Source organism: uncultured Methanobrevibacter sp., assembly GCF_905235195.1.
Lineage (GTDB): Archaea > Methanobacteriota > Methanobacteria > Methanobacteriales > Methanobacteriaceae > Methanarmilla.
This window is the reverse complement of the sequence record NZ_CAJOKH010000057.1, coordinates 1-14,723: the sequence shown is the minus strand read 5'-3', so window position 1 is coordinate 14,723 and position 14,723 is coordinate 1. Positions and strand designations below refer to the sequence as shown.

At 26.9% G+C, this 14,723-nt stretch carries 12 protein-coding genes and 1 pseudogene; 8 read left to right on the top strand and 5 right to left on the bottom strand.

The window, feature by feature from the left end; genetic code table 11:
* Positions 1–255: 255 nt before the first annotated feature.
* The 6 genes from QZ146_RS07300 (at position 256) to prf1 (ending at position 6,539) form a co-directional block, all read left to right on the top strand.
* Entirely contained in the window at positions 256–2,415 is a 2,160-nt protein-coding gene (locus QZ146_RS07300; RefSeq protein ID WP_295723110.1) for an MJ1255/VC2487 family glycosyltransferase, read from the top strand.
* Positions 2,416–2,729: 314 nt separating this feature from the next.
* Entirely contained in the window at positions 2,730–3,401 is a 672-nt protein-coding gene (gene pyrH / locus QZ146_RS07295) for a UMP kinase (protein WP_295723107.1), read from the top strand.
* Between the two features lie 22 nt (positions 3,402–3,423).
* Positions 3,424–3,615: a DUF2116 family Zn-ribbon domain-containing protein gene (locus QZ146_RS07290; protein ID WP_295723105.1), complete on the top strand. Its 192-nt coding sequence runs from the start codon at positions 3,424–3,426 to the stop codon at positions 3,613–3,615.
* A 94-nt stretch (positions 3,616–3,709) separates the two neighbouring features.
* Positions 3,710–4,036 carry a YbjQ family protein gene (locus tag QZ146_RS07285; RefSeq protein ID WP_295723103.1) on the top strand — a complete coding sequence of 109 codons (327 nt, stop codon included), beginning with the start codon at positions 3,710–3,712 and terminating at the stop codon, positions 4,034–4,036.
* A gap of 17 nt (positions 4,037–4,053) precedes the next feature.
* Positions 4,054–4,959, top strand: coding sequence for a hypothetical protein (locus tag QZ146_RS07280; RefSeq protein WP_295723101.1), 906 nt, complete (start codon positions 4,054–4,056; stop codon positions 4,957–4,959).
* 344 nt (positions 4,960–5,303) lie between these two features.
* Positions 5,304–6,539 (top strand): peptide chain release factor aRF-1, encoded by a 1,236-nt coding sequence (gene prf1, locus QZ146_RS07275; RefSeq protein WP_295723099.1) that lies wholly within the window; start codon positions 5,304–5,306, stop codon positions 6,537–6,539.
* A gap of 170 nt (positions 6,540–6,709) precedes the next feature.
* On the opposite strand, the gene QZ146_RS07270 is transcribed toward prf1, so the two are convergent.
* Positions 6,710–7,051 carry a hypothetical protein gene (locus QZ146_RS07270; protein WP_295723083.1) on the bottom strand — a complete coding sequence of 114 codons (342 nt, stop codon included), beginning with the start codon at positions 7,049–7,051 and terminating at the stop codon, positions 6,710–6,712.
* A gap of 439 nt (positions 7,052–7,490) precedes the next feature.
* Here QZ146_RS07270 and QZ146_RS07265 point away from each other — a divergent pair, with 439 nt between their 5' ends.
* Both QZ146_RS07265 and QZ146_RS07260 read left to right on the top strand, forming a co-directional pair.
* Positions 7,491–8,450, top strand: a complete 960-nt coding sequence (locus QZ146_RS07265; protein WP_295723081.1) for a Gfo/Idh/MocA family protein — start codon at positions 7,491–7,493, stop codon at positions 8,448–8,450.
* Positions 8,451–8,465: 15 nt separating this feature from the next.
* A pseudogene (locus tag QZ146_RS07260) lies at positions 8,466–9,091 on the top strand (orotate phosphoribosyltransferase-like protein).
* A 262-nt stretch (positions 9,092–9,353) separates the two neighbouring features.
* On the opposite strand, the gene hemC reads toward QZ146_RS07260, so the two are convergent.
* The 4 genes from hemC to QZ146_RS07240 all read right to left on the bottom strand — a co-directional run bounded on the left by hemC (position 9,354) and on the right by QZ146_RS07240 (position 14,342).
* Positions 9,354–10,229 carry a hydroxymethylbilane synthase gene (hemC, locus tag QZ146_RS07255; protein ID WP_295723079.1) on the bottom strand — a complete coding sequence of 292 codons (876 nt, stop codon included), beginning with the start codon at positions 10,227–10,229 and terminating at the stop codon, positions 9,354–9,356.
* 124 nt (positions 10,230–10,353) lie between these two features.
* Positions 10,354–11,811 carry a coenzyme F430 synthase gene (gene cfbE / locus QZ146_RS07250; protein WP_295723077.1) on the bottom strand — a complete coding sequence of 486 codons (1,458 nt, stop codon included), beginning with the start codon at positions 11,809–11,811 and terminating at the stop codon, positions 10,354–10,356.
* A 204-nt stretch (positions 11,812–12,015) separates the two neighbouring features.
* Positions 12,016–13,860: a bifunctional NADP phosphatase/NAD kinase gene (locus tag QZ146_RS07245; RefSeq protein ID WP_295723075.1), complete on the bottom strand. Its 1,845-nt coding sequence runs from the start codon at positions 13,858–13,860 to the stop codon at positions 12,016–12,018.
* A gap of 23 nt (positions 13,861–13,883) precedes the next feature.
* The gene (locus QZ146_RS07240; RefSeq protein ID WP_295723073.1) at positions 13,884–14,342 is read right to left on the bottom strand and encodes a pyruvoyl-dependent arginine decarboxylase; all 459 of its coding nucleotides are present in this window, start codon (positions 14,340–14,342) and stop codon (positions 13,884–13,886) included.
* Between the last annotated feature and the right edge of the window lie 381 nt (positions 14,343–14,723).

Here is a 14,723-nt window from a genome sequence, read left to right as displayed (position 1 = left end):
CAAAGGCACCATTAAAAACAGACCAACAAAAACTAAAAATCAACAAAAAAGAAGAGCAAATATCACTCTTAAAATTTTGCTCTATCTAGCACCCTATATATTATAAATTTAAATAGGTTAATTTTAATTTGATTTGATCTTGATTTTAATTTTTCATCAAAATTAATATAAACTTAAAGATACAAATTATTACTTGTATATGTAAATTTTATCATTTTAATGCATGATTTTATTTAATAATTTTTCTGTGATAATATGAAAATCAGTATTATAATCCCTACATATAATGAGGAAAAAAGCTTACCCGGCCTACTTCAAAGTATAAAATCTCAAGATTTCACTGATTATGAGATTATTATAGCAGATGCTAATTCAACAGATAAAACTAAGGATATAGCTAAATCTTATGGTTGTAGGGTTGTTGAAGGAGGGCTTCCTGCTAAAGGCAGAAACAATGGTGCAAGATATGCTAAAGGGAATCTTTTCCTATTTTTAGATGCTGATTTAAAACTTTCAAAAGACTATTTTGAAAATACGTTAAATGAATTTTATGCAAAAAATTTGGATATAGCTATTAGTCAAATGATACCGGAATCAGATAAGCCTTCTGATAAATTATTACATGACTTTGCAAATAAATTCATGGTTTTTGTTGAAAATATTAAACCACATGGGGCAGGTTGTTATGGGATAATTGTTAAAAGGGATTTACACGAAAAGATAAATGGATTTGATGAATCATTGGATTTTGGTGAAGATACTGATTATATTGAAAGAGCTGCTAAAATATCTGATTTTAGAGTTTTGAGAAGTTCTAAGGTAATTGTATCTACAAGAAGACTTGAAGAGGAAGGTGTTATTCACCTTATTAAAACCTATGGGAAAAGTACATTTAATGATTTTAGGGGAAAAAGAACAACTGCTGACCAATTGGATTATAGTTTTGAACATATTCAGAAAAATAATTCATTTACTGCTAAAATAAAACTTAATAATTATCCAATTTTTGCAAAATCTCATTATAATTATCATTCTAATCCTAAAGCCATTGCAAGAGGATCAAAAATAAATTCTATAATTCATAAAGCAAACTCTCCAATAAATTCTACAGGTTATAAAAAAATAAAAAAACCTAAACCAATTTACCTTAGACATAATTCTGCTAATACTAATTTTACTAATATGAATACTAATAGGAATATTAATAGAAATACTAATAGCAATACTAAAAATATCAATACCAATAACATTAATGCTAATCATAATCATATTAAGATAAATAAAAATATTACAAATAAATGTCAAAAAAATAATAAAAGCCACTCTAAATTAAATAATAAGAATCTTCCATTAAAATCTAAAAAAATCGTCTTTTACTGTGTTTGTGGGGAAGGTATGGGACACGCAATAAGAAGTGGAGTTATACTTGAAAAATTAACAAAAATTTATGATGTTTATATATTTTCTGGTGATAGGGCTTATAAATATTTAAATGACAAGTTTGATAATGTCTATGAAATTGGTGTATACAATACAGTATATGAAAATAATTCAGTAAATGATCTTGCAACCTTTATTCAATGTATGAAATCAACACCTTCAGATATTAAAAAGTCATATAATACTTTATTTAAATTTGCAAGAAAATTGAAACCACATATTATTGTTTCTGACTTTGAAAACTATAGTAATATTGTTTCAGATTTAATGCACATTCCATTAATTAGTTTAGATAATATTCACATGATAACCGAAGCAAAAATTGATTTTCCCCCTGAACATCAAGCTGATTTTTTAAAAGCTGCAACTATTGTAAAATTATATGTTCACTATGCTAAAATACATATTTTAACAAGCTTTTTCAATCCTCCTATACGTAAAGGTAGAAATTCTGTAATTTATCCTCCTATATTAAGGGAGGACATTTTAAATTTAAAGTCAGAAAAACATAATCATGTGCTTGTTTATCAAACAAGTAATTCTAATTATGAGTTAATTGAAAAATTAAAAAATATAAATGAAAAATTCATCGTTTATGGATTTAACATTGATAAAAAAGATAAAAATCTTATTTTTAGGGAATTTAATGAGGATATTTTCTATGATGATTTGAGAACTGCTAAGGCAGTTATTACAAATGGTGGTTTTACACTTATATCAGAGGCAATTTATCTTAAAAAACCAATCTACAGTATGCCTGCATTAGGTAATTTTGAACAAATATTAAATGGATATTATGTTGATAAATTATCTTATGGAGAATATCATGAGGATATGGATGCTGAGAAGATTATTAATTTTTTAAATAATCTTGACAAGTATCAAAAAAGTCTTGATGCAAGAAAAAATACAGATAATTCAGCTATTTTTGAACAACTTGTATCATCTATTGAAAAATATTCAAGAAAACAGTAAATATTTATCTAATTTTATTTTTTTATATTTAGGTATAGATTTTTATTATAACTGTTTTTTTTAATAGAGTGTCCGCCAAAATAGAATTTTTTAATAAAATCATTTCTTTAAATCAAAAAATATGCATTTTAATAAATTTTTCAATATGAATTTTTGACTTTTGGAGGATACTCAATAATAATTGTCATTTTTTTAATATTTTTTTCAAATTTTAATAATACATAAATAAATATAAGTATTATAATAAATTAAATATTATAGAATGATATTTTATAATATTATATTTACACATTTTTTTTAAATTAGGTGAATTTATGAAAATAGTTATTGCAATTGGAGGATCTATTTTATTAAAAGATTTGAGTGCTCGTAGGTTTAAAATTTATGGGGAACTTTTAAAGGATATTTCCTCAGAACACAAAATCTTTGTAGTTGTAGGGGGAGGGATACCTGCAAGAAATTATATTAAAGTTGTAAGGGACTTAGGTTGTGGAGAAGCTCAAAGTGATTCTATTGGTATTGAAGTTACAAGAATTAATGCTCAATTATTGCTTTCAGCATTAGGTGATTATGCTTATCAAAGAGTACCTAAAGACTTTAAAGAAGCTTTGGAATTCCAAGAATTTGGAAAAATAGTTGTTATGGGTGGAACTGAACCTTCTCACAGTACAGATACAGTATCTACAATTTTAGCAGAATATGTAAATGCGGATTTACTTATTAATTTAACTTCTGTAGATGGAATGTATAATAAAGATCCAAATAAATTTGATGATGCTGAGTTAATTTCTGAAATTTCTTCAGAAGACCTTGTTAGATTCCTTGAAGGAAAAGATCATAAAGCAGGTACATATGAATTTTTCGATAGGACTGCAGCACAATTGCTTAATCGTTCTAAGATCCCAACTGTTATAGCAAGTGGGAAAGACCCAGATAATCTTATTAAAATTGTTAATGGGGAAAACATTGGAACAAAAATTATATAATTAAATATTAAGAGGTGAATTTATGTCAGTAGAACAACATAAACATTGTCCGGTCTGTGGAACTCCTATACCTATGAGTGAGAAAACTTGTTCTCCAGATTGTGAATTGGTTATTACACAACAACAAAAACAAATAAAAAGAAATCAAAAGATAATGTATTTGTTAGTAGCGGTATTCATTATCGTATGGGTATTTTTCATGTTAAAAAAATAATTATTTCATTTTTTTATTTTTAGGCTTTTTTCTATAGTTTTGGCCTATTAAAACTTTAAAATTTTATTTTTATTATATATTGAAGGTTAAGATAATGATTTTTTCTTCAACAAGTAGTTTAGAAGGCAGAAAAATAATTAAATATTATGGTATTGTAACTGGAGAATCCTTAATTGGGGCTAATGTTTATAAGGATTTGTTTTCTGGTGTTCGTGATGTTGTAGGTGGGCGAACTTCAAAATATGAAGAAGAAATACAACAAGCACGTGCTCTTGCTATAAAAAGTATGGAAGAAAAAGCTAAAGAATTAGGGGCTAATGCTATCATTGGTCTTAAGATGGATTACTCTAATCTTGGTGGAACTATGGGTAATACTATTTTAATTACATCTTATGGAACTGCAGTAAGATTTGAAAAATAATTATTTTTGAGGGTAATATGTCATTATTAGACTCTATAAAAAGTAATTTTTATATAAAGCACGATAATCCAAAAGATATTTTATTTGCAGCCATATCTATACTTTTTGGAACTTTTATAGGGGTTGTCTCTTATATTTTATCTTTCAAATGTAATTTAGCTATTTTTGGTTGGAATATTGCCTTTGTTCTATCTCCAATACTTGCAGGTTACTGTGAAACTTTTTTATCTAAAAAGATAATGGATGAGACAACAGGAGCTATTAGTGCTTATTTATTATTTTTTGTAACTGTAGTTCATGGTTTTATACTTACAAATCCAACATTAGGTTTTAATGGTATTAGTTTTGGAGTAAGTTTAATAATTTTACAATCAGCATTTCCTATTGCATTTAATTATCTTTTTTTTGTAGTATTTTTAGGTATTTTATCATATATTCTCGGCATATTCAAGCCATTGACGGATAAACTCTATTTTACAGTTGTGCCTTTTGTAACAAAATTGTCTGGCCGTGAATTTAAACCGCCAAAATATAAATTAACTACTGAAAACTTTGCTCAGAATTTATATGAAGAAAAAAATCCAAATGAACATGGAATTTTATTTTTAACATCTGCTGAACCATATCAAATTAATGTTAAAGAGTATATAGGATTACGTGAAGGTTATGTAGTAATCCCAAATGAAAATAAATTATTTGAAGTTAAAACTAAACAAGAAGAATTAATCTTACTTACACGATTTAAAGAAGCTAAAGACATGGCAATTAAAAGATTGGCAGAATCAGTTAAAGAAGCAGGTGGAAATGGAGTTATTGATTTAGAAATAGATTATAATATTGTTGGAGAATTAGCAGGGGATAAGTTTCACATTGCTGCAAAAGGTATTGTGGTTCTATTTGAAGGCATGCCACAACCTAGATGATCTTTTTTTAATCAAACAGTTCAGTATTAATTTTAATTTTCTAATCTTTTTTAGTTTTTTTTTATTCAAACAGTTTTAATTATTAATTTTAATTTTTTAATTTTCATTGTAAAAATTTTAGAAAAATCCAAAAATGTCAAATTTATACATTATATTTATTAAGTTGAAAACTAGATATCATATTATTATATTTTAATCATAATTTCTAATTTTGATTAAATCTTTATTTTAAACATTATTGTTTATTTGATTATATTTATAAAGAATTAACTAAAACAGTTTAATTATTTTACTAAAATCGATTATTTATTATTATTTTTTCACTTTTTAGGGAGAGATATTAAATGGAAGATATATCTTCAAAGGAATTATATGAATTTAAGAAATTGATTAAAAATTTATCTGAAAAAAAAGGTAGGGGTACAGAGCTTGTCTCAGTATATATTCCTCATGAAAAACAATTAAGTGATGTTTCAAAGCAAATGAGAGATGAATTAGGACAAAGTTCTAATATTAAAAGTAAATCTACTCGTAAAAATGTTCAATCCGCTATTGAGGTTATTGTTCAAAGATTAAGATTATTTAAACAAGCACCTGAAAATGGTTTAGTATTATTTACTGGAATGATTCCAAGAGGTGGACCAGGTACTGAGAAAATGGAAACATACGTATTTGAACCTCCTGAATCTATACCAACATATTGGTATATTTGTGACAGTCAATTTTATCTTGAACCTCTTGAAGAAATGGTTGCAGATAGAGATGTTTATGGTATTGCAGTTATTGATAGGAAAGAAGCAACCATTGCAACTCTTAAAGGAAAACGTGTTGATATTATTGCAACATTAACAAGTGGTGTTCCAGGTAAGCATAAAGCAGGTGGTCAATCACAAAGAAGGTTTGATCGTGTAATTGAAGATGCTGCAAGAGAATTCCTTAAAAGGATTGGTAGACATCTTAATGAAGCATATCTTCCAATTAAAGATGATTTGAGAGGAGTTGTTCTTGGAGGTCCAGGAAATACTAAAATAGATTTCTATGAAGGAGACTTCATGCAATATGAAATTAAAGATAAGGTTATCACTACTGTAGATACATCATATACTGGTGAATTTGGTATACGTGAAACTATTGATAAGGCATCAGATGCTCTTGATGAACTTGATGTTATTAAAGAGAAAAAAATTGTAAGAAAATTCTTAAAAGAACTCATAGATGATAAATCTGGTCTTGCTAGTTATGGTGAAAAGGAAGTTAAACGTAATCTTCAAATTGGTGCTGTGGATACTCTTCTTTTATCAGAAGGTCTTACATTAGAATCAGTAACTATGAAATGTCCTCAATGCGGATGGGAAAAAGTTATTACTCCACGTAAAAGTGCAGATTTAGATTTTAAATGTGAAAATTGTAATGAACAGATGAAGGAAGAATCAAGGGTAGATTTAGTTGATGTTTTTGTTGAAATGGCTGAAGAGGTAGGTTCTAATGTTGAACTTATTTCCACTGAAACTGATGAAGGTATTCAGTTATACAGGGCATTTGGTGGAATCGCGGCTATTTTAAGATACCATATAAGTTAATTTAAATTATTTTTTCTTTTTTTATTTTTTTAATTTTTAATATATTCAATATTTTTCTAATTTTTTAAGATAATTTTTTTATTATTATTAGTAATATGTTCTTTTTTCTAATTTTTTTTGTTCTTACTCTTTTTTTAATTTTATATATCCTCAATCATTTATTAAAAAAATTAGTTATTATGTTGTCTTGGTATAATGCTAGTTTTAGGAGGGTTTTTATAATATTGTTTATTACTATAACCGTTTGAAGTAAAACTATTAATTTTATGATACAGTCTGCTTTTTTTTCTACGTCTTCTCATTACGGTTTTAGGATGAATGTGTTCTGTGTAGATTTCTTCAAGAATTGCATTAAAGGTATGTTTGTCTAAAGCATATTTTTGATAATATTTTTTATATAAAAAAGATTTTTTTTCTTTTTTCTTTAGATAGTCCTCTTTAATTTCATTATATTGGTTAATTGGCACGCATTTTGTTCTTCTTGGACCTACTTTATATGTTTTCATTTCCATTTTTATCTTTCCTTATTTATTCTAATCTAATATTTTATCTAATTAAAATAATGTTATGTTCATTTATAATTTTTTTTATTATAACTCTGTATAAATATTATAATTTAATACTATATAAAGATATATTTTAATAATTATATATTGAACATTTTTTAAATTTTAAATTTATTTTTCTAATTTTTTAAATCTTTTTTAGTATATATGATGATAATTAATTTTTTTTTTAAAATCTTATAAAAAGGATATATTATTTTATGAAATTACTTATTTTCTTTTATTTTGAAAAATTTTATTTTATGAATTTTTAACATAAAATATGTAAATATAAATATTCTTATTCATTTATTTAACAGTATAATATAAAATTATTAATAAAAAGATATTTTTAAATATATTAAAATTAAATAAAATATTATATGATAAGTTTTGGAGGCAAAATGTGACAGGCATTAATGTAGGAGTAATCGGTGTCGGAGCAATGGGGTATAACCATGCTCGTGTTTATTATAAATTAGAAGAAGCAAATCTTATTGCTGTATCAGATGTAAGTGAGCGTACTTTAAAGAAAGTTAGTGAAAAATATAATGCTAAAGCTTATTCTAATTATGAAGATTTATTAAATGACCCTGAAATTCAAGTTGTAAGTGTTTGTGTTCCTACAACTCATCATCATGGTGTAGTAATGGCTGCAATTGAACATGGAAAACATGTTTTAGTGGAAAAACCAATTGCATTTACATTGGAAGAGGCAGAAGAAATGATTGAAGCTGCACATAAAAAAGGTGTTATTTTAGGAACTGGGCATGTTGAAAGATTTAATCCGGCAGTTCAAAAAGCAAAAGAGTTAATTGGAAATGATGTTATTGGAGACATTGTTTCAGCTTCTGCAAAAAGAGTCGGTCCTTTTCCACCTAGAATTAAAGATGTAGGTGTTACAATTGACCTTGCAATACATGATTTAGATGTAATGTATTATTTGTTTGATGAGGATGTAAAAAAGGTATATGCAAGTATGGGTAGTATTCTTGAAAAATGTGAATATGAGGACCATGCAGAAATTATGGTTAATTTTGCTGGTGGTATGGCTGGAATGTTGGAAGTTAACTGGTTAACTCCTTATAAACGAAGAGAAATTTCCATTACTGGTACTGCAGGAATCATTAGTGTAGATTATATAGATCAAAGTATTGATGTACATGGTAAATTTGCACAAGATATTGAAATTGAACATAAAGAACCTTTAGGTGAAGAATTAAGTTCATTTTTAAATGCTGTAAAAAATAATGAAAAACCAGTCATTACAGGGGAAGATGGTTTAAATGCTCTTAAAATGGTTATTGCAGCTAATAAGTCTTCAAAATCTAAACAACCAATTTCTTTTGAAGAAATGGAAAAATAAATCATTGGTGATTATATGAATTCAAAACTTATTAACAAGGCACATGAACTTCGAGCTCATGGTTTAACTACAGGAGAAATAGCAGATGAATTAAATGTATCAATTGATACTGCAAGATGGTTAACTCTCCAACAAGCTAGTGAGCAAGAAACTGAAAATGTTCCTGTTGATTTTGCAGTTAACTGGAATAATCTTGGAGGAAGTTCAACTAGACTTAAATATGTTTCAGCTGCATTAAGTGATATGGCTCTTGAAGAAGGTGAAGCTGATGTAATTGTAGGTATTGCTTCAAGTGGTATTCCATTTGCTACATTTATGGCTGATTATTATAATTTTGAAATGGGATATGAAACTTCTCTTGCTGTTTTCCATCCTCAAAAAGCTAAAGTTCAACATTGTGGTGATGATTTCACTGAAAATGGAACTATTAGTACTAATTTTGCTTCTGTTGATGATAAGAAAGTTGTTATTGTTGATGATGTAATCACTAGTGGAAAAACTATTAATGAAGTTGTAGAAACGGTTAGGGATTTAGGTGGAGATATCCAATTGCAGTTGTTGTTTTAATTGATAAGGCAGGGTTAACTGATATTCAAAATGTTCCGGTTAAATCATTTATTAGAGTTTCAAGGTTAGGATAGTGGTAAAACTTATAAAGCTAAAACTAATGGTAAGGGTATTGCAACTGTTACTCTCACTAAAGCTGTTTTAAATAAACTTAAAATTGGAAAAACTTACATATTAAATGTAGTTTATATAAAAGACACTGTCAAATCCAAAATTTAAGTTAAAAGTTAAGAATATTTTCTTAACTTCTTTTTTTATATCTATATTGACAGCTTTTTTTCATAAGTATCTCTATTTTTTAGTATTTATCTTTTTTAATTTAAAAATTAAATTCTATTAAATATATTCTATTAATTCTTTTCCTACTTTTATACCAAGTTCACGAGCTGATCTTATAGAACCGGTTAAAGTAGTTTTATGTAAGATTTCTCCTTTTTCATTTAAAAGAACAGAATATAATTCAAGTTTATTTTCATTATTTAATTGTCCGTATGAACCTAGTGGCCATTGACATCCTACTCCAAGTTCATATAAGACAGTTTTTTCTGCAAGTACTGTTTGGTGAGTATTATAATCATCTATTTTTTTAAGTGTATCATTAATTTCTTTAGAATCTTTTCTGGATATTACTGCAAGTGCACCTTGACCTGCAGCAGGTGTAATATAATCAAGAGGGAATTCTTCTTTAATATATTTTGTAAGTCCAAGTCTTATAAGTCCTGCTTCAGCCATTAAGGTTCCATCTACTTCTCCATCTAAAACTTTTCCGATTCTAGTTTCAACATTTCCTCGAAGAGCTTTAAACTTAAATCCTTTGTTATGGTATTTACAAAATGCTTCCCTTCTAAGGCTGCTTGAACCTAAACTGGAACCCTCTTCAAGATCATTCCAATTTTTGTTTGATATGAAAACTTCATTTGCTTTAACTCTTGTAGGAACTGCACTTATTTGTAAATCTTCATCTAATTCTGTTGGAACATCTTTGAGACTATGTACTGCAAAGTCAACTTCTTCTTCTAGAACTGCCTTATCTAATTCTTTTGTAAAAAGGCCTTTAGAGTCAATATTATAAAGTTGAGAGTCTGTAATTTTATCTCCTTTTGTTTTTATAATATCTACTTCTATCTTTTCACCAGTAATATTGGCTATGTCTTGGCAAGTTTGTTTGGTTTGTGTAAGTGCTAATTTACTTCCTCTTGTCCCTACTTTCATTTTATTACTTCCTTTTTAATTCAATATTTTATTTTCTACTAATTGAATTTAATTATCTATGGGTTAGAAATATTGTGAATTTTCTGTTAAATATAATTCCTGATTATATTTCCTACTTATAATTTTATCTTTTATTAACTTGACTATAATTGGACCTATAAATTAGAAGTATGTTTTTATTATTTTCAACGGAATAATCGATGGCATCATCAAGTTCTTTAATATATTTTACAGATTCAATTTTACCTTCCATATTATTTATTTTCTCATTTATAGAATGGCCAAGTTCATCAGTAACTATGATTTTAACTGAAGGGTTATTTGATATTTTATCACTTATCATTTTTATCAGTTTATTTTCATCAATCTCTTCACATGTAATACCATATTTTCCCCCAATTATAATATTATAATTTTCATAAGCTTCAACCATATTGATGGATTTTTCTATTGAACTAGTATTAAGCCCTGGATTAACTTCTTCAATAATAGTGGAGTTAGATATTTGTCTAATGGAACTTCTACCAATTATTCCTTTAAAATTAGATAAGCCCTCAATTATTCTATCTTCATTAATTTCTAGTGTTAATGCTGCACTGGTAGCTGCAAGTATATTCAATATATGTTGAGGTCCTGGTGCAAAACTTACAGCATTAAACCTACCACTAATCAAGTCTCCACTAAGGGTTTTTAAATTTTCATATTCTACTTCAAATGTGGTTTTACTTAATGAGTAATTAATATTTCGTGCTATAAGATTAGCATCTATATCATTAATAGCAAATGTGTTAATATTGTTTTTATTATGTTTGTTATAATATTCATTTAATGTATTGTATTCACATACAACAAGTGAGCAATTAAATATTTGCTCTTTTGCAATACTTGCATTAGACTTGCCTCTTGCTATTGGATAATCTTCAATAATGTTTGTAAGTATTCCAATATCTCCAATTCCACATGCTCCAAGTGAAGATTCAAATATTGCAGAATCATAATTAATTTCATCTTTAAAGATATTTCCATCATTATCTAAACTACATTTAGGATTAGAAATTTTACGAGCCATGTCGATTGTTTCTATGATGTTTGCAGGAGTAATACTTAGGTTTTTCTTTAAAATTATCGGATTTTCTCGAAAAATATAGGCTCCTAAACTTGACAGTAGAAGTGGGTCATTAAGTATTTCTTTTAAAATAAACCCAGTTGTTGTTTTTCCTTTAACACCTGTTATTTCGATGATTGGCTTATTTTCACTGTTCATTCGTTTAATCCATGGTTCAAGTATTAATTTAACACCACTATGGTGGGTATAATATTTAATATTTTCATTTATTTCTTTTTTATAATCCTTCTCTTCCAGTGGGCAGTGAACAGGGGATATGACGGATAAATCAGAAATATCATTTAAATTGTTAATATTTTCTATTAATTTAACATTATTTGAATATAATTCTTTCAATTCAGACTCTTTTAGAGTATTATAAATATCATATCCGTAAACTCTATTTTTATTATCTGTAGATAATTTTATACTTAATTTTACTCCACCGTGGGTCATATCAACTACAAGAAAATTCATAATTTCACATGGACTTTTTGATTAGTGATAAAATTCCTTTAATAAAAAGAATATACAAAATAAGATTTATAGTGGTTTACCAAATTTTTATTATAAATCATTTATAAACAAGTATAATAAAAGTTTAGTTATTTACTATAAAAATAATTTTTTAAAAACTTAGGTTAAATATAAGATTTAAAAATAATTTTTAAAAAACTTAAGTTAAATAGGTCGTGGTTCGGTATTTATTCCTCCTGCACCTAATTTATCTTTAACTTTACTGTAGAAATATTTATTATTTGTTCGAATAAATGTCACATCATTTTGAGATTTTTTAAATACAATCTCTTCAAGATAATTAACTTTTTCTGTGATTTGTCCATCCATTACAAATATTGCACTTTTTCCACGTTTTAATAGTTTTACACGTATTTCGCTTGTATCAGATACAACAAATGGTCTAACTCCTAATTTATATGGGCAAATTGGTACGATTACAAATCCTCTAACTTTAGGATCTACAATTGGCCCACCTGCAGACATAGAATAGGCAGTTGAACCGCTAGGTGTAGAAATTATAAGTCCGTCAGCTCTTAACTCTTCAACTACTTCTCCATCTACGGTAATTTCAAAGTGTAACATTTTAGCAGGTTTGTCAGTCATAATTACTACTTCATTTAAAGCAGTATAATTATGGTTTTCATGGGAAACTATGATTTGACTTCTTTTTTCATGGTAGTATTCTCCATCGAGAATTCTTTCTAAGGTTTTAAATGTTTCTGACACTTCAATTTCAGTTAAAAATCCAACTGTGCCCATATTTATACCAAAAATTGGTATTTCTGTTGTAAGTAATGATTGGGTTCTAAGTAAAGTACCATCTCCACCTAAAATAATTGCAAAATCACTTTTTATATCTTTAAAATCAGTTGATAATCCTTTAAAATCAATATTGAAGTTTATGTTTTCTAATTGTTTAGCAATTTTAGGTGCTTCATTTTTGGTTTCTTCAATAATTTCACTTAGTTCTGGACGATTTTTTAATGTTTGAAGTTTATTTGCAAGGGATGTTTCTATGGAAATATCTATTCCTCTTTCCATTAAAATATTAATAATTTTAATTGCATATAATATGGATTTATTTTCATCTATACGGGATATAATTGCTACTGAGTTAATTTCATGAAGATCATTATTGTTAATAACTTTAATTAGTTTATCATGAAGTTCTTTATTACTTGCACCAACAATAACTACCTTTTCATAAATATTTAATTTATTATCTAATTTTTCACCATATTTATTACTTACAATCGCTCCTGCTTCTTTAACAATTAATTGGCTTGCTGCAATATCAATAATTCTACTTCCTCTTAAATCTAAAAATGCATCATATTTTCCACTAGCAATATAAGACAATTCAAGTACTACAGAACCAAGAACTCTCATTCTCCGTGTAGTATCCACTATTTTTGCAACTGACCCAGTATTAGATTTAGTAAATCCTCCAAGAGAAATTTTTTCTAAATCTGTTTCTTTTGTTGGTTTAAGTGGTTTTCCGTTTAATAGAGCTCCCTGACCTTTAACTGCTTGGCAAATATCGCCACTTGCAAAATTCTTTATTGTTCCAATTTCAACATCTTCAATAGTTGCAACTCTTCCTTTTGGAACTGGAGCTATTGCAATTGAAATACCAAATGCAGGAATGTTTTTTATTGCATTACTTGTTCCATCTAACGGGTCACATAAGAAAATATATTTAGCGTCATGACTATTTTGATTTAATAATTCTTCTGTTAGATGAACTTCTTTTGAGGTTCCTTTACCTAATTTCAATTCACCAATTTCTTCACTAACTAAATAACATATGAAGTCCTGATTTTTAAGATAGGATACTACTTGGTCTTCAGCTGCTAAATCTATACGTGAAGTTGGTGTTCCATCAGCACCTATTTTAACAAATTTTCCAGATTCTTCTTTACCAAAATGACCTTTTACAGCATTTTCCACATTTTCTATTATTGCAAGAGATATTTCTTTACAATTTTCAATTTCTTCTTTTTCCATGATATCCCTTTTTAATTAATATTTTATTCTAAAATCTCATCGTTAATGTATACTACAGATGCAACTACACTTCCAATATTTTCTACAGTATGTGTAGAATCTTCTACTATCATTTGATTAATCTTTTCATTACGTTTATGCATCATATATTTAACCATTTCAAGAGCTTTTTTTCTATTTTCTTCATTAGATACATTGACTCCACTATGTTCAACAACACAACCTAATTTATCTCCAATTGCTGCTGCTACGCATGCAGTAATTGTATCTCCTTTATTTTTAGAGCAAATACTTGAAAGTACACAGTTTACCATTGCCCCTGCTTTAAGTTTAGGTAGTTCAATAACTTCAGTCTTTTTCTCTAGCATACTTGAAACTTTAATTAAATTAACATCTCCAATTCCTGCATCAATAAGGGCATTATCGAATGCGTTTAACTCTGTTGGCCCTTCACTTTTTCCAGATACTATAGCTATCTTCATTTTTTCACTTTAATGAATTTATTATAATTTAAATGAATTTATGATATATTTAATCAATTATTATAACTTTAATGATTTTATTATAACATTAATACTTTTATTATAATTTTTATCACTTTATTATAAGTTTAATGAATTATTATATAATTTAAATATATTTTCAATATATTATTGCTTTAATATTTAATACAATTAATAATATTATAATCCTTTAATTATTAATTATTTTAATAATATTATACTTATTTAATATAATTATATTAATCAATAAAATTTAATAAAATTTTTAGGGGTCTGAATTTTTCAGTTCTCAGATAATTGTTGTATTGCTGTTTTTGAGTTAAATCCTAGTGATATGATTAAGGCCCCTAAAAATACATT

What these genes read in the sequence shown, in the direction of transcription:
- QZ146_RS07300 (WP_295723110.1), top strand. Translation starts at nt 256, where the DNA reads ATGAAAATCAGTATTATAATCCCTACATATAATGAGGAAAAAAGCTTA.
- pyrH (WP_295723107.1), top strand. Translation starts at nt 2,730, where the DNA reads ATGAAAATAGTTATTGCAATTGGAGGATCTATTTTATTAAAAGATTTG.
- QZ146_RS07290 (WP_295723105.1), top strand. Translation starts at nt 3,424, where the DNA reads ATGTCAGTAGAACAACATAAACATTGTCCGGTCTGTGGAACTCCTATA.
- QZ146_RS07285 (WP_295723103.1), top strand. Translation starts at nt 3,710, where the DNA reads ATGATTTTTTCTTCAACAAGTAGTTTAGAAGGCAGAAAAATAATTAAA.
- QZ146_RS07280 (WP_295723101.1), top strand. Translation starts at nt 4,054, where the DNA reads ATGTCATTATTAGACTCTATAAAAAGTAATTTTTATATAAAGCACGAT.
- prf1 (WP_295723099.1), top strand. Translation starts at nt 5,304, where the DNA reads ATGGAAGATATATCTTCAAAGGAATTATATGAATTTAAGAAATTGATT.
- QZ146_RS07270 (WP_295723083.1), bottom strand. Translation starts at nt 7,051, where the DNA reads ATGGAAATGAAAACATATAAAGTAGGTCCAAGAAGAACAAAATGCGTG.
- hemC (WP_295723079.1), bottom strand. Translation starts at nt 10,229, where the DNA reads ATGAAAGTAGGGACAAGAGGAAGTAAATTAGCACTTACACAAACCAAA.
- cfbE (WP_295723077.1), bottom strand. Translation starts at nt 11,811, where the DNA reads ATGAATTTTCTTGTAGTTGATATGACCCACGGTGGAGTAAAATTAAGT.
- QZ146_RS07245 (WP_295723075.1), bottom strand. Translation starts at nt 13,860, where the DNA reads ATGGAAAAAGAAGAAATTGAAAATTGTAAAGAAATATCTCTTGCAATA.
- QZ146_RS07240 (WP_295723073.1), bottom strand. Translation starts at nt 14,342, where the DNA reads ATGAAGATAGCTATAGTATCTGGAAAAAGTGAAGGGCCAACAGAGTTA.